The following is a 24,972-nucleotide window of genomic DNA, read 5'->3' on the forward strand; positions in this document are numbered from 1 at the left end:
TTAAAATAGTCAACATCAGCCAAATAATCGCCAAGTTATAAAAGCCCGTTTTATTCAAGAAAACGGGGTTTTTATATTATCTTTTTGGAGCCAGCTACTTTGGCTTATTTTGGAAAAATTCAGATAATTACTTAGCCAAAAAATTGTAGATGTAACTCTGGAAATCAGCGAAGAGGGCGCTCATCTGGGTTGATGCTGGAGTCGCCGGATGATGGAAAAAGGCGATCTCGCTTTGAGTGCAGTGTCAATCCTGTTTTGAGGATCTGTAGAGGCACTCTTGCTCTGTGCCCCTACAAGAGACTTCAAAACAAGGTTGATAGAACCCTAGGCTGGTTTCCAGGTGCCGTGGAAGCTATGGGGAATCACACTAGGTAATCCCAAACGGCACGCAGGTTGCTCCGAAAGGCGATCGCTATTCATAACCCAGACTTCGCTAGTGTCGGTGTTGCCGTCATACACCACCGTTAACACCCAACCCTGTTCGGGATTCAGGGCATCCGGGGCATAGATGGGTTCTGAGGGATAACGATTCTCTCCCAAATCGGCTTCCTCTAGGGTGCCAGTTTTAGCGTCAAAACGAGCGATCGCGCCAAATTGTTCTTGGCTAATCTCTACACCCTGCCGATGTACCGATAGATAAGTATGGGGCGAAGCTTGACCAACCAGGTGTTGTGGCACAACCGGGAACTCACAGTGCCGATCTAAGACTTCTTGGATGCTTGTTACCTGACTCCTTGCCGGGTTGAGATGGATTTGCCACAGCGTACTCTTGGCAGGAGTCCGGGTTTCACCCGTCGCGACTTCCTTGAGATACTGATTGGTCTGAAAGTCTTCGTAGCGGACAACATCCACAATCACCGATCCGCTGGTATCTACATAGCCGTTCGCAAAGTGCCACTGATACCAGGGTTCAGTTTCGCCACGACTCACCAACGATAGGGTTTCGCGGTCAAAAACCAAAAACTGAGTACCGAGGTTGGGTTGCCACTCCAGCGCATCGCTATAGCTGGTTATGCCTGTTAGCAACGGCAGCACGTTCACTCGCACTGGCGGCACGAAAAAGACTAAATACTGCCCAGCGAGGACAAAATCATGCACCATTGGGATGCCATCTAGTTGAACTGCCGCCTTTTGCAGAATCCTGCCTGTGGAGTCACTTTTATAAATATTCAGCGTTGCATTCCGTCCGGGTGAAACCCCAAAGTTAAAAATTTCCCCACTCTGGGCGTCGCGCTTGGGATGAGCGGAATAATGTAATCCGTCACTCAGTCCCGATAAATTATCTAATCCCCAAGTTTCCAGGGTTTGCAGATCGAGGGCGTGGGGTTTGCCGCCTTCCCACAGTGCCAGCAGTTTATCCGGCAAAGCGAGTACCGAGGTATTGGCGGCATTTTTAATCGGTTTGAACCATTGATTCCAAACGGGGCCTGGTGCGGTCATGCCATAGTTGCCATAGAGCAATTGATTCGCTTTGGCTTCCTCTTGGTACCCCTCTGATTGAACGTAGCGATAGACACCAGAGGCACCAGCATCGCTGAAATGCACTCCTAGAATTGCACCATCCCCATCAAACCAGTGTCCCACCCGGATGCCGCCACGTTCTAAACGGGCTGGGCCGTTGCGGTAGAGGGTGCCGCGCAAACCTTCCGGTATGTTGCCGGAAAGGAGCGGGAGGGGAGTCAGGGGAAATTCTTGTGCAGGTTGGGCGATCGCATTTGCCCAAGCTTTACGGGTTGACGGTTTCGTGGCTGTGGTCATAGTTCAGGAATAGAACGCTACAGAATGGGGATAAAATTAAGTAATGTTAAGCAAGGTCTTTCTTGAGTGTGAACGATCTTGCGGGCGTGCTGCTATATGAGAGGAAGTGCGATCGCAAAACGCCGACGTGTCGGTTCGCATCCTATGATTTACAGGGAAGGGATCGCGATCGCTAGAGCAAAAATTGGCTTTATATGAAGAAACTGATTAGAGGGCTGCGTGAGTTTCAAAGCAACTACTTCAGCGAACACCAGGAATTGTTTGAGCAACTCGCTCACGGTCAGAAACCGAGGGTACTGTTCATCACCTGCTCTGATTCTCGCATCGATCCGAATTTGATTACTCAAGCGGCTGTCGGCGAACTGTTTGTCATCCGTAATGCTGGCAACCTGATTCCGCCGTTTGGAGCAACCAATGGCGGCGAAGGCGCAAGCGTTGAATACGCCGTTCACGCTTTAGATATTCAGCAAATTGTTGTCTGCGGTCACTCTCACTGCGGTGCAATGAAGGGACTGTTAAAATTGAGCAGTTTGGCGGCAGAAATGCCGTTGGTTCACGACTGGTTAAAGCACGCAGAAGCGACCCGTCGGCTGATTAAAGAGAACTACACAGAGCTTTCTGGTGAAGAACTTCTGGAAGCCACGATTGCTGAGAACGTGTTAACGCAAATCGAAAATCTGCGGACTTATCCAGCAATTCGCGCTAAACTTCACCGAGGCAAACTGTCTCTCCACGCCTGGATTTATCACATTGAAACGGGAGATGTTTGGGGATACGATCCGATTCGTCAGGAGTACCTGCCACTCTACAGTCAACTTTCCACCAATCAGGATGAATCTGTAGAGCCTAAACCTGAGCGAATTGCCTCAATGCTGTTATCTCCGGAGCAAGCGGAACGAATTTACAGAGGTTCTGCCGCGAGATAAAGGTGTGGGTTATCAAGCGTTTATCTGCTGGTATCTGCAATTTCAATTATTAGGAACCAGCAACCTGAAAATCCTTGCCTCTAATAGGGGTTGGATTTTTAGGTATTTTTACTTTCATTTGTGCAATGGTAATTTGTAGCCTCCACATTAAGGGGGCTATCGGCTTCAAAATTACGCCTCACGGTCTTGATATTAAAAAGGAATTTGGGATCAAAAATTCTAACTTGATCGGCGTTAAAAGGAAATCTGCGATCGCACGTCTCAAATGTTTAGAAATATGCGATCGCTTACTTTTAAAACCTACCGACTTGCTGCTTCAGCGGTTTCCTGCTTTTGGGCAGATCCTTGAGTTCCTAGCTGAATCAGCTCAATCTTGTAGCCATTCGGATCTTCCACAAAGGCAATCACCGTAGAACCGTGCTTCATTGGCCCCGGTTCCCGCGACACTTTGCCGCCCCGCGCCTTAATTTCGTTACAGGTGGCGTAAATATCATCAACGCCAAGAGCTATATGACCGTAGGCATCTCCCAGGTTATACTGCTCTACGCCCCAGTTGTAGGTTAATTCCACAACTGTATGGTCAGATTCGTCACCGTAACCCACAAATGCCAGCGTGAACTTCCCATCCGGATAATCTTTGCGGCGCAGTAACTTCATGCCCAGCACGTCGCAGTAAAATTTCAAAGACTCTTCTAGGTTGCCGACTCGCAACATCGTATGTAGCATTCGCATCGTTTTGATCCCGAATTCCTTTTTAATATGACGTTTGAGTGTCCGCTCAGGACGTATTCTATTTCAATCCCCGATCGGGATCTTTACACAACAACCCACGCCACCATAGAAACCATATTACATTCAGCCACGCTAGGTGTTTTCGACAAGGGATGACCACCGCTATAACCAGCTGGCTAAAAAGCCTATCTAAGGTTTGCTGATGTGTGAGACACTTGCAATTTTGCTACTGAAGGGTGAAACGGAATGATTAACACGCCAGATACTGCCATCGACGCCATTGTGGCTCGTGAAATTCTCGACTCGCGGGGGCGTCCTACAGTGGAAGCCGAAGTCTATCTGATCAACGGTGTGATGGGATTGGCTCAAGTTCCCAGTGGCGCTTCTACAGGGACTTTTGAAGCCCACGAACTGCGGGATGAGGATGCCAGCCGCTACGGTGGCAAAGGCGTCCTCCAAGCCGTCCAGAATGTCGAGGAGAAAATTGCTCCTGAGTTGTTGGAGATGGATGCGCTCGATCAGGTTTTAGTTGACCGCACGATGATTGAGCTGGATGGCTCGGAAAATAAATCGAATTTGGGAGCAAATGCCATCCTCGCCGTCTCCCTGGCAACCGCCAAAGCGGGTGCGGCGGCTCTGGAATTGCCGCTCTATCGCTATCTCGGTAGTCCCTTATCGAATGTGCTGCCGGTGCCGTTGATGAACGTGATCAACGGCGGTGCCCACGCGGATAATAACGTGGATTTCCAAGAATTTATGATTGTGCCAGTCGGGGCGTCTTCATTTAAAGAAGCGCTGCGTTGGGGTGCCGAGGTGTTTGCGGCTCTTAGCAAAGTTTTAAAGGACAAAAACTTGCTGACTGGCGTTGGCGATGAAGGCGGTTTTGCTCCTAATTTAGAGTCCAATCAAGCGGCTTTGGAACTATTAGTGGCGGCGATTGAAAAGGCTGGCTATAAACCCGGACAAGACGTGGCGCTAGCGCTAGATGTTGCTGCCAGTGAGTTCTATAAAGAAGGGCAGTATGTTTACGATGGGTCATCTCACTCCCCGGCTGACTTTATTGAGTATCTGGGTAAGTTGGTGGGACAGTATCCAATTGTCTCAATTGAGGACGGACTGCACGAAGAAGACTGGGAAAACTGGAAACTCTTAACCGAGAAAATGGGCGATCGCGTTCAACTCATCGGCGACGATCTCTTTGTCACGAACCCCATCCGCTTGCAAAAAGGCATTGAGCAAGCCGCAGCGAACTCGATCCTGATTAAACTCAATCAAATTGGTTCTCTTACGGAAACTCTAGAAACGATTGAACTGGCTACCCGCAACGGATTCCGGTCAATCATCAGCCATCGCTCCGGCGAAACTGAAGACACCACGATTGCCGATTTAGCCGTAGCTACGAGAGCCGGACAAATCAAAACAGGTTCGCTTTGCCGCAGCGAACGGGTGGCGAAGTACAACCGACTGCTGCGAATTGAAGATGAATTGGGCGATCGCGCAGTTTATGCCGCTACCATTGGGCTAGGCCCCCGCTAAAGCGGATTAATTCGGGCAGTTTGTGCCAGATAATCGGGTGGCTCGTTCAGGAATTCAGTCAATTTGTCTGTTGTCTATAAAAGGATTGACCGACTTTTGCACAACTCAACATGAAACTAAAAATCCTGGCGATCGCCACCCTATTTGCTCCCCTGTCCGTGTCAGCAGCCGTCCGCGCCGAAGCAGTTAGACCATTACTTCAAATCCAACCCTGTAATAACTGTCAGCTCATCGGCGCTGCTGAAACGACGCCAGACGCTCAAGAGGATTGGCAGGAGTTTTCTTCCTCTGAAGGGGGCTTTGTGGTGTTAATGCCGGGAACCCCAGAGGAAGAGACACATACCGAGAAAGCTGAAGAAGGCGACGTTGAGCAGCATTTGTTTACAGCCGCTACGTCGGATGGTGTCTTTTTAGTCTCCTATGCTGACTTTGCCAACGAGATCGATCGGCTAGAGGCTGAAGAACTCTTGGATGCGGCGACTGAGGGTTATATAACGGATGGTGCGAAGTTAATCGCTCAGCGCCCAATTTCACTGCATGGAAGTCCCGGCAGAGAAATTAAGTATAAAGATTCGGATGGTTCTATTGGTCAATGTCGGATTTTTCTGGTGAACAAGCGGCTGTATCAAGTCAGTACGCTTGGTTCAAATACCAAGGAAGTTCAAAAGTTTTTCGGCTCATTTCAATTAGTGCCGTAATCAAAGCATTTGGAGTATTTTTTCACATAAACTCATTCACATTTTGTGGGGGCGTGTTTGTGCCATGCCCCCATACCAGGAATTAGGGGTGAATAAATACTACGACCTGCGATCGCTGTTTGCCAGCCAATTATTTTAGATACCCGTTTTCTAGACTAGAAAACGGGTTTTTGGTATGTACCTAGCGATCCAATATTTTATTGGGCTGCGACTGAGTCGCGCGATCGCGTCAAATTTTTCTCGCCGCAGCTAACTTCAGTAAGCCCCTCTGATTGCCAACACCAGCCGCTCATTCGACGACTCCGAAAAAACGATCCCTCAGCCATCCAACTCAACACCCAAAAATCTAAAAGGCGCTCGCTACGGGTAAAAACCGAGTTGAGGTAAACCTAGGGTTTCTTCCATACCCAGCATCAAATTGAGACATTGGAGAGCTTGACCAGCTTGACCTTTGATTAAATTATCAATCGCTGACATGACAATGACCCGATCCGTGCGGGGATCAACTTCGATGCCGATATAGCAAAGATTAGTCCCGCAAGCCCATTTCGTTTGGGGGTAGATGCCGCCTGGTAATATTTTGACAAAAGGCGAAGCACGGTAGAAGGCTGAAAAGATGGTAATTAAGTCTTCTCGGACTAACCCAGGATCGCGCAAGTTGGCATAAACGGTTGCGAGAATCCCGCGCACCATTGGAATCAAGTGAGGGGTAAACTGCACCGTAACTTCGTGACCGGCGAGATCGCTACAAACTTGCTCAATTTCGGGGGTATGTCGGTGCCGTCCGCCAACACCGTAAGCTCCAAGCGTATTATCTGCCTCAGCCAGTAACAAATTGGTTTTCGCTTGCCGTCCGCCGCCGGAGGTGCCAGATTTGGCGTCGATAATCGCCGTTTCTGGCAAGACTAACCCTTGCTTGAGTAGCGGCGAGAGTGCTAGCAAACTGGCGGTAGGATAGCAACCAGCGCAACCCACTAACTGAGCGTCAGCAATGCGATCGCGGTATAGTTCCGGTAAGCCGTAAACCGCCGTAGTTGCGAGTTCTCGGTCTTGACGTTCTCCACCGTACCAAGCTTGATAGGTTTCCGGGTTGGAAAATCGGTAATCGGCAGATAAATCCAGCACCTTGCAACCCTTCGCCACTAGCGTCGGTGCCATCTGATAGGCAAGACCATTGGGCAAAGAGAGAAAAACGGCTTGACAGCGATTGGCAATGGTATCTAAATCAAGCGGTTCTATCTTTAAGTCAACGCGATGACCTAAATGGGGGTAAAGGTCGGAAAATGACTTTCCAGCGCTACTCTCACCACCTAGGTAAACCAGTTCGACTCCTGGATGCTCCATCAAGAGTCTTACAAGTTGCACACCACCATAGCCTGACGCGCCAACAATTCCAACAGGCACGCGCCCTAAATCACCCATGATGCTTGTTCCCTAAAAAGTTTAAATTTTAAACGCTCACCGGTCAGCAAAGCGCAGTCAACCAAAGTCAGTACTGAGCGATCAGGATACGGCATTGCCATGTCCCTAATGGTTGCTGAATAGAATTTCTTTGTCATTGCTTATTCCTCAGTCCTGCTAAAAGCTGATGGCTGAAAGCGACTTTTGCTGCATTGTAGTATTAAAACCAAGATTTGGTGGTAGAAATATCAGCGTCATCATTTAGGGTTACAAGGTTAGCTGCGGGGAATTCAAGGTTGGCTAGAGCAACTGTTCGGGGAGTGACCGACTCTTTTGGGAATTTATCCTTATAGAAAAGCACCGCTCCAATTGATATTTTGGGCGGTGCTGCGTGGTCTAATTAGCGTTATAAATCAATATCATGACATATTGCGCTTCTCACTTGAACCTAACGCCATAACTCTCTTTTAGGCAAGGTGCGAGGGAATCCTTCTTCTTTCCCTTAATTCCTACTTATAGCAGTCATAAATGAGTTGTGAAGGCGAGATCCTCGACAAGTCTTACGAAGTGGGGGATCTGAAGGGCTGACATCACACAACTCAATTTGGATCGCTATAGCAGTCCGAGGGGATTTCTATGAGATATTTTAAACGAATCGTCTTAGCGAGCGAGCATAGCTGAGGGCGTCCACGCTATAGAATATAGAAGATAAGAGAAACGGAGAAAAAAGAATATTTCACTTTTTTTTAGTTACTATCTATGAATCTCGATTTAGTTATTTATATAATTATTTTTTAAGTTTATATTTTAATCTCAAAACGGTAATATTTTGTATTTCAATCGAATTACTTTCATAGAGATGACTTTAAAAAAACTAATAATGTGAGATTCATTTATTCAATTTGTTTTAGCAACTCGGAGGGAGATACGCTTAAAGCTTTTGCTAAACGGACGATATTAACAAGGGAAACATTTCTCTCGCCCCGCTCAATACCACCGATGTAAGTGCGGTGTAACCCGGTTAATTCTGCTAATTTTTCGTGGGAAAGTTCGCGTGTCTTTCTTAATTTTCGGAGTTGTTTGCCAAATTTTTCGAGTTCGGGATTAGCCGCCATAATTGAGAAAGAAGGTTGTTTTAGATAACGATAAGTCTACAGACGATAAGTATCAATTTGAGCGATCGCTGTCGAATTCGCGCGATCGCGCCGCTGGGGGCTGCCCACAGGCTACTCTCAAAAAGAGATACTGGAGCTATGGTTTATTGCGCTAATTAATCTGTGGAATTGTCTCAAAGCAAAGAGGCGCAAAATCGCGCTTCTTCAACCCAACCGTTTAAATTTGACGCGATTGACGCCGCCTTGGCAGACCTGAAGGCTGGGCGGGTGGTCGTAGTAGTCGATGATGAGAGCCGGGAAAACGAAGGCGACTTGATTGGCGCGGCTCAGTTCGCCACGCCCGACATGATTAATTTTATGGCGGTGAATGCAAGGGGTTTGATTTGTCTGGCGCTGACAGGCGATCGCTTGGACGAACTGGATCTGCCCTTGATGGTGAGTAACAACACCGACAGCAACCAAACGGCCTTCACCGTCAGCATCGACGCCGCACCGAATATGGGAGTTCGTACCGGCATCTCAGCGGAGGATAGGGCGGTGACGATACAAGTCGCCCTTAACCCAGCAACCCAGCCAAATGACTTGCGCCGTCCCGGTCACATTTTCCCCTTGCGGGCGCGGGAGGGGGGCGTCCTGAAACGAGCCGGTCATACAGAAGCCGGTGTTGATTTGGCAAGATTGGCGGGATTGTACCCGGCTGGGGTGATCTGTGAAATTCAAAATCCTGATGGGTCGATGGCGCGGTTGCCACAGTTAATCGAGTACGCCAAGACTCACCAACTGAAAATTATTAGCATTGCTGACTTAATTAGTTACCGCCTCAACCACGAACGGTTTGTCTGCCGGGAGACGATTGCTGAACTGCCGACTCAGTTTGGGAATTTTCAAATTTACGCCTACCGCAACAGCCTGGATCAATCCGAACACGTCGCAATTGTCAAGGGAGACCCAGCCGAGTTCTCAGACCACTCAGTGATGGTGCGGATGCACTCGGAATGCCTCACGGGTGACGCTTTGGGTTCTATGCGCTGCGACTGCCGTATGCAGTTGCAAGCGGCGCTGAAAATGATTCAGAATGCCGGGTCGGGGGTTGTGGTTTACCTGCGCCAAGAAGGACGGGGAATTGGGCTGGTTAATAAATTGAAAGCATACTCGTTGCAAGACATGGGGCTGGATACCGTCGAAGCAAACGAGCGCTTAGGTTTCCCTGCTGACTTGCGGGATTACGGGGTGGGGGCGCAAATTCTCAACGATTTGGGAGTGAAAAAAATTCGCCTGATTACGAATAATCCCCGCAAAATTGCAGGTTTAAAAGGGTATGGCTTAGAAGTGGTGGATCGGGTGCCGCTGTTGATTGAGGCGAATGATTATAATTCCATCTATCTAGCGACCAAAGCGAAAAAGCTGGGTCATATGCTGTTGCAGACGTATTTAATCACCGTAGCGCTGCACTGGCAGGATGAGCCGGAGTCAGTCACGAAGCGCTACGAACGATTAGAGAAACTGCGGCATTTGGCAAAAACTCACGATTTGTTGTTGCAGGAAGAAACGCGACCTGTTGGGATCGCTTTGTTCGGCACGCCATCGTTAACTGTTCATTTGGGTTTTGACCAACCGAATCTGGCGTCACCGGATTGGTATCAGCAGACAGGACATCCTTACGTCCGAGCGATCGCGCAAATTCTGGATGCTTTGAGCGCGTGGCCTCAGTTGCAATATCTAGAATTTATGGTTTCGACGGGAATAGACCCCCTGACAGGCTTACAAATCCAGCTAGACCGGCAGAACTTCCCCGCAAGTACCCTGCCTTCGTCAGTTTGCCATCAGTTAGAAACCCAGAAAATCTACAGCTTTCAGAGTGGTGAGGGCTAAGTAGAGTTAGGACTGAGGACTGAGGGCTGAGGACTGAGTAGAGTTAGGACTGAGGGCTGAGGACTGAGGACTGAGTAGAGTTAGGGCTGAGGACTGAGTAGAGTTAGGAAGGTTTTCAGCTAACGTTTGTGAGCTTTTACTTGATGAGCGTCTAAGTAGATTGGGATAAATAAACTTAACGGATAGGACTGTTTATCGCTCATGGAAAATTGAAAATTACCATGCATAATCAACGATGAACGGGCTTATTGAGTTATGTTTATTGTCACCCAGTTACTTAATTCCGTAATTTCTAGTAATGAAGCGATGCACTACGGATATAAAGCTATCACCGTTATAGGAACTGCCGCCTTACTTAGTGGAGGGACGACAGCTATCTATGCACAGGCTCAGCCCCTACTCTTTCCTCAGCACTCTTTCCCTAACACTCTTATAGTGGCTCAGTCGAGTGCAGAGGAATTATTCAATCGGGGGATGGAGAAGTATAACCAAGAAAACTATAGCGGCGCTTTCAATGATTTCACCGCTGCAATTCGCCAGGATGCCAACCTGACTAAAGCCTACTACAGCCGAGGGTTGGCAAGGCGGAAGCTAGGAGATAATCAGGGAGCGATCGCAGATTACACGGAGTTGCTGAAGCGAAATCCCCAGAATGCCGATGCCTACCTCAACCGGGGTGTAGTTTATGCCGACCAAAAAAAGTATGGGGAAGCAATTGAGGACTACACTAAGGCGCTGAATCTCGACCAGAAAAATGCGATCGCTTATTACAACCGGGGGAACGCCCGCAGTGCCCTAGGAAATCCTAGAGGAGCTGTTGAGGACTACAGCAAAGCGATTCAGCTTCGGCCTAGGGATGCCGCCGCCTACGTGAATCGGGGGAATGCTCGCGTTCAACTGGGAGAAACCCAGGAAGCGATCGCTGATTTTACGAAGGCTCTGGGTCTGAACCCTAATCTAGTAGAAGCTTATTACAATCGCGGGATTGTCCGGCGGCGGCTGGGAAATATCAAGGAAGCGATCGCGGATTATGATCAAGCCATCCAGCGCGATCCCAACAATGCAGCAGCTTACTACAATCGAGCGATCGCTCGTCAGCAAATCGGTAATCCTCAAGCAGCCATTGCCGACTATACCGAGGCGATCGCTATTTCTCCCAACTTTGCTAAAGCTTATGGCAACCGGGGGCTGCTGCGCTACGAAACCGGCGATGCTAGAGGCGCAATTGAGGATTTACAAGCATCTGCGCGACTTTTCTCCGAGCAAGGATTAACCGCTGACTCTCAAAAGGCATTGCAATTGCTGAGACAGTTAAAATAGACCGCCTCCGTCATCGAAATGAGCCAGTGCCCATCTTCTGCCAGATCCCAACCACGTTCTGAGGTGAAAGTCGGTCAGGGTTGTTATTTTTCGCAAACACCGCTGGAATTTTGTACACCCTTTTTCAGAGGAGATAGGGTAGAGATCGTGTGCCGCTTCGCAAGGATACGTCTCTTTAATTACAGCAAATCCAACCGCATCTCATTACTTTCGCTAAAGCAAAGACTAGAGTAGACTGGCTTACCTGGTGGGGAGGCGTGTAGGATAACCCTTGTGCAGTTAAGCGATTTTAGATGGTCGATCGCACAAAGCGTAAGTTTCTTGGCAAGTCCCTGTCTGCGGTGAGGCGGTTCAACGTAAACTCCCCAGATGTATCCATATTTGCGAGATTCCGGTTTGAGGATATGCGGGTAAAGACCAGCAAACAGCTGACAACTTGCTGAAGCGATCGCTCTCCCATCAATCTCCGCCACAAAAGCTTTATGGCATCCCTCTTTTCGAGCGCATTCTATAAACTGGAGCGTAATGTTGAGCCAGTCTGATTCTATTGAGTCAGAAGGAACATGATTATCCAGCCACATTTGATAAAAATGTTGAGCAATTAGAGAATCTTCCTCTGGAAAAGCTTCTCTGATATAAATTTCTCGTTCCATCACCACGATACGGGTTCATTCTTATTTTACGGTCAGAGTAATCTTGAAAGTGGTCTTCTACAAGAGTCACTTTTTCAATCTAATCTCAGTCCACTTCGGTTTGATTATCTCTTATCTGGTAACTATGGATTTAGCGATCGCGCTCGACAGCAATTCCGTATCCTTACCCTTGGGTTAAGTCACCAAAGCGATCGCGATATCTCTCTAATAACTCTGCCAGTTCATTTGAGCGTTGTCGTTCCAACTCAGCTTGCTGTTGTGCTAACTCCCGCTGATTCCGCTCAATTTCAGCTAATTCCTCCCCTGTCTGATACCTCACACCTTGGGCATCGTACCAGTACAATACCTCGCGCTGTATGCCTCCGACTTGAGCCACAAATCGCCCAATTCCTAAACCGATTTCTGGCATCCAGAATGGTTCTCCGATTTGTAACTGATATTGCCCATTTACTAAACGGTAAACTTCAAAAGGTTGTTCCTGGTCGCGCCGCCAGAAATTCGGATTATAAATTACATAATACAACACTCCTAAATTGGCATAAATTGCCATTTTTGTATCGTATTCTCCCCCATAAGTGTGAGAGACAATTTCTAAGACAAAAATGGGGGCAATATTATTTTCTTCCCAGAGAACATAGCTGGAGCGAGAACCATTGTTTTTCCTCCGTTCCACTCCCAAACTTAGAAATCCATCTGGCACCACGGGTACTCTTGGATTCACGCCTGTCGTGTGATAGATGCCCATATCTACACCAAAATACCAGTCAAGGCGATTACCCCAAATGAACTCTAGCAAGAATAATAGAAAATTCGGGATAAAATTCTGGTCTTCGTTATCCACAGGTGTATCATCCGAACAAGGAAGTTCAGCACTTGTTGGTAATCTGGTTTCCGGGTTGTGCTGTACCATAAAGATTAGCTCCACAAGCTATTAATATAATTATCCAATAAATCTCCCTAATATAAATCCAATCTATTTAAAGAATAATCTCTTTTCTCTTCCTCTGCGTTCTCAGCTTCTAAAGCGCTAACGCGCATGGCTTCGCTAACGCTAAGGCGATTCGTTTAAAAAAGATAGTGTTCATAAATTAAATGAGATTGTCATACCATGAGTTTAGATGTAATTGTTATCGGTAGCGGAATTGGCGGTTTAACCGCAGGGGCGTTACTTGCCCGTTACGGAAAACGAGTGCTAGTGTGCGAAAGTCACGCGATCGCTGGTGGCGCTGCACACAGTTTCTCTCGGCAGGGATTCCATTTTGACTCTGGCCCCTCATTTTATTGCGGACTCACCCCTGGAAGCGGTCTAAATCCATTACAGCAAGTGTTAGAACTTTTGGGAGAATCGTTGCAAGCGGTTCCCTACGATCCCCTAGGACATTACCATTTTCCTGAAGGCACCTTTCCCGTTTACAGCAATGCTGAACGCTATCGACAAACTGTTGCTAAAATTACACCTCAAGGTGCAAGAGAATTAGAAAAATTTGAAAAACGTCTGCTACCTCTTTACGAATCGCTGCGGGAGATTCCTACTATTGCTTTAAGGGCAGATTGGCAGATAATACCAGTGGTTTTGGGGAAATATTTACCATCTGTATTGAAACTGCTACCGCATCTAAAAACCGTCCAAGGTTCTGTTGGTAATGTGATGGATCGAGAGGTACGAGATCCTTGGGTGCGGCGCTTAATTGACTTGGAATGTTTTCTACTTTCTGGACTTAAGGCGCACGGAACAATTGCCCCAGAAGTGGCATTTATGTTGGGAGAACGTTCTCGCGCTGGTGTCGAGTATCCCGTTGGAGGAAGTGGCGCAATTGTTGATGCTTTAGTGCGCGGTTTAAAGCGTTGGGGTGGCGAATTAAAATTAAATTCTCATGTTGAGCAAATACTAATCCAATCGGGCAAAGTGACAGGCATTAAGTTAAAGAATGGTGAAGTTATTAATGCGCCTGTTGTAATTTCTAATGCTACCCTTTGGGATACTTATACTAAGTTATTGCGCCCAGAAGATTTGCCGCTGTCTTATCGTCAACAATCTTTAGAAACGCCAGCGGTTGACAGCTTTATGCACTTACACTTAGGCATCCGCGCTGAGGGCTTGGAAAATCTGACGGGACATCATGTGGTAGTTCACGATGCGAGTAAAGATATTACTGAACCGGGGAATACTTGCATGATTTCTATCCCTTCGGTGTGGGATGCTAATCTTGCACCAGAGGGACATCATGTAGTTCACGCCTACACATTAGAACCTTATGAGGGATGGCAACGAGATGAAGGGTATGAGGAGAGGAAAAAAGAGCGATCGCAATCTCTATTCCGTGCGTTAGAAAGAGTGATTTCGGATATACGCGATCGCGTTGTATTAGAACTTATTGGTACACCATTAACTCACGCTTATTACTTACGCCGCTATCAGGGAACTTATGGCCCTGCAATTGCAGTAGGTCAAGGGACATTTCCTGGCACACAAACGCCGATTTCTGGATTGTATCGTGTGGGAGATAGTACGATGCCAGGAATTGGCGTTCCCGCCGTTGCTGCTTCGGGAATTTTGTGTGCGAATACTTTGGTTACGCCGCAAGAGACGGCGAAGTTATTAAAAATTTGAACTTCAAATTAAGTTTTCTTAATTGTCGGCTTTGCGGCGATACTCCCCGCCTAGCATCTCACAACTCAAGTAGGATTGCTAGAAGAAAAGCGATTAGTGAAGCGGGAAAAAAGTAAATGGGTGTGACGAGTATCAAGAAACAGCAACAATATATATTAAAAAAACGAATTGCCCCCCGATCGTAATCATAGAGCAATTAGAAAAGAGAGGATTTTCTTTTAGGGTGCGATCGCACCCCCAATTTAGCCCCTTTCATCCTCTGTTGATTCAGTTAAAATTTCCTGCATGACGGGTGAGAGTCGATTATTCAAACGTCCTGCACGAATCAGTTCAGCGTAGGTGTCGGCTTCAATATCTAAGAGTTTTTCTCGCAATTGTTGCATATTAAGCGCTCGCAACTGAGGATATTGATTTTGCAACTTCTCAATTTCCTCCTCAATACTCTTGAGTTGTCCTTGAACCAGATTTAACTCGTAACGATAAAACTCCTGATCGATTTCTAATTCTTTGCCAGCTTCCAATAAATAATTCAACACTCGATTTAAGGCAACGCGACGGGCAATTGCCTCTGAATATTGCTGGCGTAGCGGCTGATCTCCAATCAATCCTAATCTTTCCAAAAACCACTGAGTTGTCAAACCTTGAACTAACAGAGTAAACAACACAACGCCGAACACCATATCAATAATTTCCTCTCTTCCTGGTAAGATAATGGGTACACTTACCGCCAAGGCAATTGAAACTGAGCCTCTTAAACCACCCCACCAAAGTATTGTTTGATCTCGCCACCCTATTTGAGATTTAACTAGCCAATTGCTCAAAGCACTGAGTCCATAGATGGCAATTGCTCGCGTTACCAATACCGCCCCAATTGTCACCGCAATCAGACTAAAATTCTCTACTAGACGCGAGTAGTGGATTTGATCGCCAATTAAAAGAAAAACGATGGAATTGACAAAAAATGCTAAAAACTCCCAAAATTCAGATACCAATAACCGGGTGCGCGGGTTCATGCCAATTCGAGAGCCAAAGTTACCCAAAATCACACCAACCGTGACAACCCCAATTACCCCAGAACCACCCAACTCTTCTGTTATCAAATAAGTGCCGTAAGCAGAAACAAGAGTGAGTGATTGTTCTACTAATGGCAAGTCAAAACGTTGCGTAAGGTAGGAAATTCCAAAACCAACTAAGCTGCCAATTCCAATCCCAACACCAACAAATACTAAAAAACTAGCAACTGTAGTGTCTAGTGCAAACTCATTGGTTCCCAGCGGGATTCCCACTAGCAACGTAAACGCCACTACCGCCACGCCATCATTAAATAAACTCTCTCCCTCCATCAACATTGTTAAGCGTTTGCCAGCACCCAGTTCCCGAAACAAAGCTACTACGGAAACGGGATCGGTAGCAGATAAACAAGCACCGACAAGGAGGGCAGTTGTAAGAGGAAGTCCAGTCAGCCAATTGAGAGGAAATGCAATACCAACAACCGAGATAATGACACCGAAAATGGCAAACAAAGTGACGGGAAATATATCATCTTTCAAGTCTCGCCAACGGATATTCCAAGCAGCTTCAAATAGTAGGGGAGGCAAAAAAATCTCTAAAATTAATTCTGGCGACAGATTCACCAACCGCACATCTACAAATGCTAAAAATAAACCGACAATTACCAGCAGCAATGTGTAAGGGATTTGGCGTAACCAACTGAAAATTCGCGAAAGTGTCGCCACACTCAAGGAAATAGACAACACTAGCAAAAATTGCTCCAAGCTTTGCTTAATGGAAGCTTCATCTAAGGTGGTTTCTATCGCCATAGGAAACTCCAAATCGTAATTAGTCGTTAAAACACTGTAGCTTTTAATTTGCCTTTTAATCTAGACGTTGTATAGGATAATCTCTTGAATTGCCAACATCGTATCATTCAATAGATTTCGTGTTTGCAAACATAATTTATTGCATCTATCTGAAGTAAGATAAAACGTTATGTCAGACATTAAACAGTTAATTGCAGATATCCAGCAGGAAGCGCAACGGGAAACATTTCCCGTTGATGAACCTGTGTATCTGGCAGCGAGTTTGGAGCCTACGCAGCCAATTCTCTATGCAGGCAATCTAGAGAGCAAGCTATGCTTTTTTGCCCGCGATTTGGGAAAAGATGAAGTACGGGCACGTCAACCGCTTTGCGGTGCTGCTGGTGGCTTTGTGCGTCGGGGTTTGTACAGTGCGATCGCAGCCACCGAACCCAATAAGGATACCGATTTACAAGTTGTCCTCGATCGCGTTTTACTGACAAATACCGTGCCTTACAAACCACCGGGCAACAAAGCATACGCTGAGGCTGTGAAAAAACGATTTCGCCCCTTTTTAGAGCGATTATTGGTATTGCATTGGCAAGGGGATAAAATTATCACTTTGGGAAATGAAGCATTTAATTGGTTTGCCCCTTATGCGGCTAAGGATGAATTGAAGCAGTTTTTTGCAAGAAGCGATCGCTACTCTGCCAGCATTCAAGTTACGCTTCAGGCGAAGGACACAGAAGGCAATATACATCAACGTTCAGTGATGCTACTGCCACTCCCTCATCCTTCCCCACTCAATCAAAAATACTACGCCCAATTTCCTCAACTACTTCAGCAACGCCTCGCTGAAATAGTGCCGTAACACATTAAGCCCAGCTATCGAATGGTTGAGAAAAGCGCTCTGTGTATTTATTTAAAGGGGGTATATATTTAGTTAATCATGATTAATGTAGCGTTTTTTCCCTATTACTTTGCCTTCTTTATCAAAAGACATTTTAAACAAAATCCAAGCAAAATTACCCCCAAGAGCTGCACCATCTACACCATAACTCCAATTCTCACGATCGAGGCTATGTTCGGGAGCAGGTAAGATTTTTAAAATTTCATCTTTGCCCATTCCTAATTGGATCCGGGAGAATTTTTCTTCTAAAAAGCCTAGAGGTAATTTTGTATCAATTAAAGGATAAGGAAGAAAATAACTTTCGGTATGGCAAACAAACCAGGCTAAAGTAAAAATTCCGATTCCTGCAAAAAACAAAGAGTCGATTCTAAGAGGGGATTTCATGGATTTCCTCAATTCATAAATAGAAATATTGACGAGATCGGAATTGATGATTCCCCTGACTACCCTGTAAAATCTAATTTCACAGAACCAAAGTTAATTAGTCTCCCCTAAATTTTGGATTTCTGTTAGTTCCTTGCACTTAGAAGATTAAAGGCAAGATAACTAGCGATCGCGCTTGGGTTGGAAAACAGGGCAAACGCATCGAAAATTCAGATGTACCCATCTCTCCATAATCCTTCCCTCTATTCTCTGATGACTCATTACCGCTACTAACTGATAAGAATTTCTAATGGTTTGGCTAAACTTCGATCGGATAAGTATTTTAAGATTTGCCTGAAAAATTAGCCTAAATGTTGAGCGGATTTGAGACTCATGAATCATAAGTATTGAGTGATTGTTTAAATTTAAAACTCAACACTTATAATTCAAAATAATTCAAAACTTCTGCTTTCTACTCACATTGGTTTTAGGCGCGTTACCTTGAGCTTAAAAGAACCGCCACTTGTTTCCCCAAAAGCCCGAACCCGAATAATATAATCACCCGGCTCGGTAATGCGGGAAAATAAAAGCGAGTTAGTGCTACCGTCGGGACCGTCATCATTTTCCGCCACAGTAGCGCCATCCGACGACATCAGGGTCACAATCGTGTCAAAACTATCAGAGATCAAGTCAACCGCTACCTGATCTCCAGCATCCAGACTCACCACGTAATCACGAGCAAAACCTCCCTCACCTGTCGGAATATCTTTTTCAGTCAGCGTGTCGGAAACTTCGTTGTTTGCTGGTACAGGAATTGGGCTGTACACCTTATTTTGCGCTTTGGCTGATATAGTGGTCAGACAAAGAGCCAGCAGCGTGGCAGGAACAATCAGGGTGCGGTGCCATCTAAGGGCAAAAGCGTCAGTCATAAAAATTTCCGCTGGACACCCTTCCCTTTTGAGGGTTGGGGGAAAGCGGGGCGGGGTGTACCGCTTCCCAAACAAAGAATGTTTCTACTATTTATTGTTTACTTTCTTTGGCACCCGGAAGCGATTCGATAGAAGCGATCGCTTTGCTTTACGCAATTTGTGGATAGTCCGGCACTTGGGAAGAAACCGGAAAATCCGATCGGTAATTGCTCTGTCCGTGTTACCGCCCGACTTGAGCTTTCTCCAGATGGGCAGGCTGGAGCTGGCTAATTCACTAGCTTATCTCCTAAAAGCGATGAGTTGGCGCTCAAACTCCTGTTCATTGATTGAGTGGTGGTGAAATCCATTCTTTTTATATCCTTCCTAATTAGTTTTGACGGACAGGACGATACGGCAATTTACCGCAGAGCGAGGACTTCTCCCTTTACACTGTCCAAACACTATAAACAAAAGCCTGTAGCCATTTCAACACTGCCTCTAGCGCAAAAGTTGCCCCAAAAGCTAGCGTTGAAAAATCTAAAGACTTGAGGAACGTGTTTCCTTTCAGGAGCGGCCTTATGAAATCAATTGTCAAAAGAATTAAATTGTTGTTAGCACGACAAAAAGGAAAAGTCAAAAGGAAAAGGTCAAAATCTATCGCCTTTTTGCTTTTTGCCCTTCCACATCTGGCATTGGGAATATCCGTTTGCTTTCTGAGCGTGCAGGCACAATCGATCGTCCCGGCGACTGACGGCACCGGCACCATTGTGAAGCCCAATGGAACCCAATATGACATCCAAGGCGGCACGACATCCGCTGATAAGACCAATTTGTTCCACAGCTTCACCCAATTTGGTCTTAGCCAAGGTGAGATTGCCAACTTCATTTCTAGCCCCTCCATTCAAAATATCCTGGGGCGCGTTACGGGGGGCGATCCCTCAGTCATCAATGGGCTTCTCCAAGTCTCTGGCGGCAATTCCAACCTCTTCTTGATGAACCCCGCTGGGATCGTTTTTGGCGCAGGAGCCAGTTTGAACGTACCTGGAAGCTTCACCGCTACCACAGCGACTGGAATTAAATTTGACTCAGGATGGTTTAATGCCATCGGTTCTAATAGCTATGCGGCGCTGGTAGGGACGCCTAATACCTTTGCCTTCGCCACCCCTCAAACTCCCGGAGCGATTGTCAACGAGGCACAGCTAGCCGTTAAAGATGGGCAGGATCTCAATCTACTCGGTGGTACGGTTGTCTCCCTCGGTAATCTCTCGGCACCTGGGGGGAAGATCGCGGTTGCATCTGTACCAGGTGAAAAGATGGTTCGCCTTTCTCAGGCGGGAAACCTGCTGAGTTTAGAGATTCAACCTCTCTCGCCTTCTCTCCCCCTCTCCATCGCTTCTCCTCTCTCTTTGCCGCAGTTACTCACAGGTGGAGGCGCTAACAATGCGACAAAAGTAACGGTTAGCGGCACTGGGGAGGTGAAACTGTCTGGAGCTAACATCCAGGTAGACGCTGGTGATGTCGTGGTGCAGGGAGCCACTTCTAAAACTTCCTTGCCCTCCCTGGGGAGTTCTGTGAATTTGGCTTCTGCTAACAACATTACAGTCCTCGGAAAAATCGATACCTCTGCCACTTTTTTAGGGGCACATGGGGGTTCTGTAACGATGTCCGCTTTTAAGGATATTAATATCCTGAGTTCGCCCTTAGACGGGATTTTGACAACTTCTGACTCAGGTAATGGCGGCAATATTTTTCTAACGAGTACAGCAGGTTCAATTAACATTAAAAGTTTTTTAAATTCTTCATCAAATCTTGGGAATGGAGGTGCAATTACTCTTTCGGCACTTGACAAAATTAACCATATTACTTCACCCAATAGTCCGACAGGGACAATTAATATTGCTGGTTCTATCAATTCCTCGTCCAACGCTGGAAACGGGGGTGCGATCGCGCTTTTGGCTCTGAACGAAATCAACGCTGGAGTCATCAACTCTAGTTCAGCAATTGGGAATGGGGGATCTGTAACCCTCGATCCGCTTGGAGATATTCAAGTTGCCTCCATCAATGCCCAAGGGGGAACGAATGGCGTGGGGGGAAACGTTAACATTGCAACTGGTCAATTTTTCAAAGCCACAGGCACTTTTCTAGACCAAGATGGGATCTCTGCCAGTATCTCTACGTCCGGAGGAATTGGAGGAGGCGCGATCGCTATCCAGCATGGTGGCGGCAATAATTTAGTTCCTTTTTTAGTTGGAAATCCAACAACGAACGGGACAGCCGGAGCACTGAACAATGGGCAATTCACGATTTCGACCTTCCAATCTTTTCCTGGGCCAGACACCCAGGGAAATATTCAATTAATTACTGCCGATCCCGATCAAATAATCGATCCCACAATCTTAATCGACGACCCAGAAGAGGAGCCACCCACAGAACTCCCGCCGGATATTCCGGCAATTGAAATTGACGCGGTCGTGACCGAACGCGAAGAAATTTTTACTCGTCAATTTGCCGAATATTTCGGTCTCAATAATCTTCCCACTCGTGTTAATTCTCTGCTTGATGCTCGTCAGACTCTCGCAAGAATTGAAACAGAAACGGGAGTCAGACCAGCGCTGATGTATGTTGCTTTTGTTCCCAAAACTATTGCCCCAGAGGTGCAGGAAAGTAGGAGAGTACAAGGGACTGAAAAATCCCTCTCACTCAACACTCAGCAGGGGCAGGAAACCCCAGCCTCTACAGCCGTTAGCCCTCAGAGCGACGAGCTGGAAGTAGTGCTGGTAACGGCAGAGGGTCCACCCATCCGCAAGCGGTTATCGGGAGCCGTGCTAGGAGCGCAAGGCGCATACGCTTCGCGAACGCAAGTTCTCAAAGTCGCCGAGCAATTTCGCAAGGAAGTCATTCGGATCAGACGCACTCCCACCTACCTGACCTCAGCCAAGCAACTGTATCAGTGGCTAATCGCTCCGCTAGAAGGCGATTTACAAGCTAGAGGCATCCAAAATCTCGTATTCGTGCCCGATAGTGGGTTGCGTTCTGTACCATTTGCAGCTTTATATGATGGTCAACAATTTCTGGTGGAGAAATACAGCGTCAGCTTGATCCCCAGTCTTAGCCTAACGGACACTCTCCAACGCAACCTAAAAAACTCTCAAGTTTTGGCAATGGGAGCATCGGAATTTCCCGACCAAGACCCGCTTCCCGCTGTGCCAACCGAGTTATCAATCATTACACCTGAGTTGTGGCCTGGTAAATCCTTCCTCAACAATGCTTTCACTCTCAAGAATCTCAAGACTCAGCGCCGTCTACAACCGTTTAGAATTGTTCACCTGGCAACCCATGCAGAATTTGAACCAGGAGATCCGAGTAACTCCTACATTCAGCTATGGGACACGAAGCTGTCCTTAAACCAACTGCCACAGCTTGAGTGGAATGACCCGCCGGTAGATTTGTTAGTCTTGAGTGCCTGCCGCACTGCGCTGGGTGATGAGCAGGCGGAGCTGGGTTTTGCTGGGTTAGCGGTGCAGGCAGGAGTCAAATCAGCGCTGGCAAGTCTTTGGTACGTCAGCGACCAAGGCACCTTGGGACTGATGACGGAATTTTACCAAGAATTGAAAAAAGCCTCCGTGAGAGTGGAGGCACTGCGGCAAGCACAGGTAGCGATGCTGAAGGGGCAAGTGCGAATACAGGGAGGTAAACTGCAAACTCCCAGAGGGGATGTGGTTCTAACGCCCGAACTCGCGAAGCTGGAGAATCAAAATTTATCTCATCCTTATTATTGGGCAGCTTTTACGATGATTGGCAACCCGTGGTAATCCATGCAAAATGCAGAATTAAAAATTAAAAATGAGGAGTTCTTCAATTTTTAATTTTTAATTCTTTCTAAAATTGATAGTTAACGCTGAAATAAAATCCCCGATCTTGGGCATTTTCGCCACGGTCTTCAATATCAACCAGTGGAATGCCATAGTCTAGTCGTATATTTAGCTTGGGCAGAGGTTGCCAGATTAGCCCTAAGCCAGCACCTGCTAAAAATCTCTCATCCTGTAACGTGGCATCGTTGGGATTATCAGACACATTCCACACCCAACCCACATCCACAAAAGGAGCAAACTGCAATGTGGCGGCACCGGCTTCATCTCGCTGAACGGTAATGCGATCTTCAATTGAAAGTCGCACTCCATTGTCACCAGCACGCACATTTTGTCGGTAGCCGCGCAACGATTGACCGCCGCCAATTACAAACTGTTGGGAGGGTAATAAGCCACTGGTTGATAGCTGAATATCTCCTTGCACAATTAAGAAATTATTGTTATTCAGGACTTGAACTCGCTGCACTTGGCCCAGCCAGCTTAAGAACCGACCATCGGGTATGGGGTCGGGATTGATGGTGGCATCCAATAAGCCAGTGCCAAGACTAAAAAGCGATCGCAATGCCCAAGCACCCTTAACATCCCGACGCAGATAGTCTTGCCCAAATTTAATCACGCTGGTGCGGCTCCGACCTTCTTCGTCGGGGCCAAAACCAAACGGGGTTGGCCCTGCAAAAGTAAAAGTCTGACCATTCTGGTGAGTAAAGCCTAAAGAAAGGGCAAATTCTTCACGCGGTGAGCGGATTAACGGCTGTCGATAACTAATTTCATAAAGCTGTGATTCTCCCCGAATGTCGAAAACTTCAAAAGGGGCTTGGGTGACTCTATTTCGGTTGGGAGCATATCTCAGTTGCAAGGTGCCGTTCATGGGGTTGAGCGGCACCCGATAGTTTAAGTCAAGAACATCAGCGCCGCCTGTGGTCGTATGGTAATAGGAGCCAAAAATTTCATCTCCAATGCCGGTGATGTTGCGATAACCCAGATTGACGCCCAATCGTTCGGAACCAACGCTCGGAGGCGAGTAGTTATCGACGCCGAAGCTGCCATAAAAGGGGTTGGCTTCGGTAACGCGAACGACGAGAATACTTTGACCCACCCCGCTCCCAGAGCGGAGGCTGGCTTCTACATTTTTAAATAGGGGATCGACGCGCAATAGCCTTAATTGATCTTCTAGCTTGCCCGTATTGAGCGGTTTGCCAGCCCCCAAACGCACGCGCGATCGCACGTAATTTGAATTCAACCGGCGCGTTCCTTCTACCCTAATCTCTTCTAGGCTGCCTTCAATGACGCGAATCTGGACGACACCATCCGTAATGGCTTGGTCTACCAGGATGGCTCTTGAGGTGATGAAGCCTTGATTGAGGTACAACTGGGTAATCGCATCGGCAACGTTTCTGAGTTCTTCTAGGGTGACAGTCCGCCCCTCTACAGTTTGAGTAATCGAGTTCAACTGTTCTGCCCCAAAGATGGTGCTGCCAGTGACTTGAATCTTTTTCACCTCAAGCGTGGCTGAGGACGGTGCAGAATCGGGTGCTGGTGTCGGCGGCGTCAGTACGGGCGACGGTGACTCTTCCGGCAGAGGTTCTGGGAGGGGTGCAGGCTGCGGAAAGCGATCGCGGTTAGGATCGGATTGGGGTTGCAGGGGTTGATTTAGCTGTGGTTGGTTCTGCGGTGAAGCAGGTAGAGTCTGCGCTTGCAGCCGTCTATTTTCAGACCTCTCTGGCTCAGGCTGAACAACTCCCACGCGCTTTTGCTGTATGCCCTTTGACGGGGCAACTGAACGCCTAGCGGGTTCTTTTTTTGCTCTCTCGTCGCTGGAAAACGCTTTCATCGTTTCCATTTCGCGATGAAAATTCAATCCATTCAGATCGGGCGTTGCCGGTAGTGTTTTGGCATTAGCACCGCTGGCAGAGACACAAGCGATCGCACCCTCAATTAACACTCCACACCAAAACCATTGAAATTTTGAACGCATGGTAGCTGTGTTCTCCACGGGTTGAATTGTCTAAAAACTTCAATTAATACAATTTTTTTGTATCCAATCCGTATTTTCTTTACTTAATTCAACTTTTTTCCTTTTCTCTCTCCAAAAGTAACATTCTCGCTTTTAGGAGCGAGAATGTTACTTTTGCAAGCAAACGAGCGGCATGATTTTGCGGTTTTCACCAAAATTGCATCTATCTGAAGACTCAATTTTATGTTTTCATTATGCCATCATCTGTCAATGGCGTCGCCTCTTTGCTAGTTACATTGTGCCTTCGGAAGGCGAGCTAATTTGCTCGCGAACAAGATCGGTTTGCTACCACACTCAAACGCCCAATCAATGACTTTTGCACCTGACTTTTGCACCTGATTGCACGCGCACTCTCATTTCAGGCTGGATTCGCGATCCCCAAGACAAACGGATCGATATCACCTGCGGCACTCTTATTCAGCCAGTGAACGTATTTTTCCGACAGCTTTACCCAGTTTGGGCTAAACCAGGACGGAATTGCTAATTTTCT

At 47.0% G+C, this 24,972-nt stretch carries 18 protein-coding genes; 8 read left to right on the plus strand and 10 right to left on the minus strand.

Features of this window, described 5'->3' with window-relative positions:
• Positions 1-324: 324 nt before the first annotated feature.
• Positions 325-1,758 carry a carotenoid oxygenase family protein gene (locus NDI33_RS17750; RefSeq protein WP_190673288.1) on the minus strand — a complete coding sequence of 478 codons (1,434 nt, stop codon included), beginning with the start codon at positions 1,756-1,758 and terminating at the stop codon, positions 325-327.
• Between the two features lie 194 nt (positions 1,759-1,952).
• Here NDI33_RS17750 and NDI33_RS17755 point away from each other — a divergent pair, with 194 nt between their 5' ends.
• A complete protein-coding gene (locus NDI33_RS17755) occupies positions 1,953-2,684 on the plus strand; it encodes a carbonic anhydrase (RefSeq protein WP_190413306.1) in 732 nt (243 codons plus the stop codon).
• Positions 2,685-2,984: 300 nt separating this feature from the next.
• On the opposite strand, the gene gloA is transcribed toward NDI33_RS17755, so the two are convergent.
• Positions 2,985-3,416: a lactoylglutathione lyase gene (gene gloA, locus NDI33_RS17760; protein WP_190432239.1), complete on the minus strand. Its 432-nt coding sequence runs from the start codon at positions 3,414-3,416 to the stop codon at positions 2,985-2,987.
• Positions 3,417-3,662: 246 nt separating this feature from the next.
• On the opposite strand from gloA, the gene eno reads away from it, so the two are divergent.
• Positions 3,663-4,952 (plus strand): phosphopyruvate hydratase, encoded by a 1,290-nt coding sequence (gene eno / locus NDI33_RS17765; RefSeq protein ID WP_190529929.1) that lies wholly within the window; start codon positions 3,663-3,665, stop codon positions 4,950-4,952.
• 110 nt (positions 4,953-5,062) lie between these two features.
• Positions 5,063-5,650, plus strand: a complete 588-nt coding sequence (locus NDI33_RS17770) for a hypothetical protein (protein ID WP_190673292.1) — start codon at positions 5,063-5,065, stop codon at positions 5,648-5,650.
• A gap of 360 nt (positions 5,651-6,010) precedes the next feature.
• Here the strand turns inward: NDI33_RS17770 and argC are convergent, their stop codons facing one another.
• The gene (gene argC / locus NDI33_RS17775; RefSeq protein WP_190413299.1) at positions 6,011-7,072 is read right to left on the minus strand and encodes an N-acetyl-gamma-glutamyl-phosphate reductase; all 1,062 of its coding nucleotides are present in this window, start codon (positions 7,070-7,072) and stop codon (positions 6,011-6,013) included.
• A gap of 872 nt (positions 7,073-7,944) precedes the next feature.
• A complete protein-coding gene (locus NDI33_RS17780; protein ID WP_190673296.1) occupies positions 7,945-8,166 on the minus strand; it encodes a helix-turn-helix transcriptional regulator in 222 nt (73 codons plus the stop codon).
• A gap of 162 nt (positions 8,167-8,328) precedes the next feature.
• On the opposite strand from NDI33_RS17780, the gene ribBA reads away from it, so the two are divergent.
• The gene (ribBA, locus tag NDI33_RS17785) at positions 8,329-10,038 is read left to right on the plus strand and encodes a bifunctional 3,4-dihydroxy-2-butanone-4-phosphate synthase/GTP cyclohydrolase II (protein WP_339380239.1); all 1,710 of its coding nucleotides are present in this window, start codon (positions 8,329-8,331) and stop codon (positions 10,036-10,038) included.
• Positions 10,039-10,293: 255 nt separating this feature from the next.
• Entirely contained in the window at positions 10,294-11,358 is a 1,065-nt protein-coding gene (locus NDI33_RS17790) for a tetratricopeptide repeat protein (protein ID WP_190673299.1), read from the plus strand.
• 179 nt (positions 11,359-11,537) lie between these two features.
• Here the strand turns inward: NDI33_RS17790 and NDI33_RS17795 are convergent, their stop codons facing one another.
• Complete coding sequence (locus NDI33_RS17795; RefSeq protein ID WP_190673301.1) at positions 11,538-12,011, minus strand: GNAT family N-acetyltransferase; 474 nt, start codon at positions 12,009-12,011, stop codon at positions 11,538-11,540.
• 163 nt (positions 12,012-12,174) lie between these two features.
• Positions 12,175-12,921: a Uma2 family endonuclease gene (locus NDI33_RS17800; protein WP_190673304.1), complete on the minus strand. Its 747-nt coding sequence runs from the start codon at positions 12,919-12,921 to the stop codon at positions 12,175-12,177.
• 198 nt (positions 12,922-13,119) lie between these two features.
• Here NDI33_RS17800 and NDI33_RS17805 point away from each other — a divergent pair, with 198 nt between their 5' ends.
• Positions 13,120-14,622 (plus strand): NAD(P)/FAD-dependent oxidoreductase, encoded by a 1,503-nt coding sequence (locus tag NDI33_RS17805; RefSeq protein WP_190673308.1) that lies wholly within the window; start codon positions 13,120-13,122, stop codon positions 14,620-14,622.
• Between the two features lie 242 nt (positions 14,623-14,864).
• Here NDI33_RS17805 and NDI33_RS17810 read toward each other — a convergent pair whose 3' ends face one another.
• Positions 14,865-16,442, minus strand: coding sequence for a Na+/H+ antiporter (locus tag NDI33_RS17810; protein WP_190673312.1), 1,578 nt, complete (start codon positions 16,440-16,442; stop codon positions 14,865-14,867).
• 169 nt (positions 16,443-16,611) lie between these two features.
• Here NDI33_RS17810 and NDI33_RS17815 point away from each other — a divergent pair, with 169 nt between their 5' ends.
• Complete coding sequence (locus NDI33_RS17815; RefSeq protein ID WP_190673315.1) at positions 16,612-17,289, plus strand: uracil-DNA glycosylase family protein; 678 nt, start codon at positions 16,612-16,614, stop codon at positions 17,287-17,289.
• 72 nt (positions 17,290-17,361) lie between these two features.
• Here the strand turns inward: NDI33_RS17815 and NDI33_RS17820 are convergent, their stop codons facing one another.
• Positions 17,362-17,712, minus strand: coding sequence for a hypothetical protein (locus NDI33_RS17820; RefSeq protein ID WP_199302314.1), 351 nt, complete (start codon positions 17,710-17,712; stop codon positions 17,362-17,364).
• A 455-nt stretch (positions 17,713-18,167) separates the two neighbouring features.
• Positions 18,168-18,620: a PPC domain-containing protein gene (locus NDI33_RS17825; RefSeq protein ID WP_190529909.1), complete on the minus strand. Its 453-nt coding sequence runs from the start codon at positions 18,618-18,620 to the stop codon at positions 18,168-18,170.
• 557 nt (positions 18,621-19,177) lie between these two features.
• Between NDI33_RS17825 and NDI33_RS17830 the strand changes: the two genes are divergently transcribed.
• Positions 19,178-22,411 carry a CHAT domain-containing protein gene (locus NDI33_RS17830; protein WP_190673317.1) on the plus strand — a complete coding sequence of 1,078 codons (3,234 nt, stop codon included), beginning with the start codon at positions 19,178-19,180 and terminating at the stop codon, positions 22,409-22,411.
• A gap of 67 nt (positions 22,412-22,478) precedes the next feature.
• Here the strand turns inward: NDI33_RS17830 and NDI33_RS17835 are convergent, their stop codons facing one another.
• Positions 22,479-24,443 (minus strand): ShlB/FhaC/HecB family hemolysin secretion/activation protein, encoded by a 1,965-nt coding sequence (locus NDI33_RS17835; RefSeq protein ID WP_242030362.1) that lies wholly within the window; start codon positions 24,441-24,443, stop codon positions 22,479-22,481.
• Positions 24,444-24,972 lie beyond the last annotated feature (529 nt).

The sequence above is a fragment of the Trichocoleus sp. DQ-A1 genome (assembly GCF_039961955.1).
GTDB lineage: Bacteria > Cyanobacteriota > Cyanobacteriia > Cyanobacteriales > FACHB-T130 > FACHB-T130.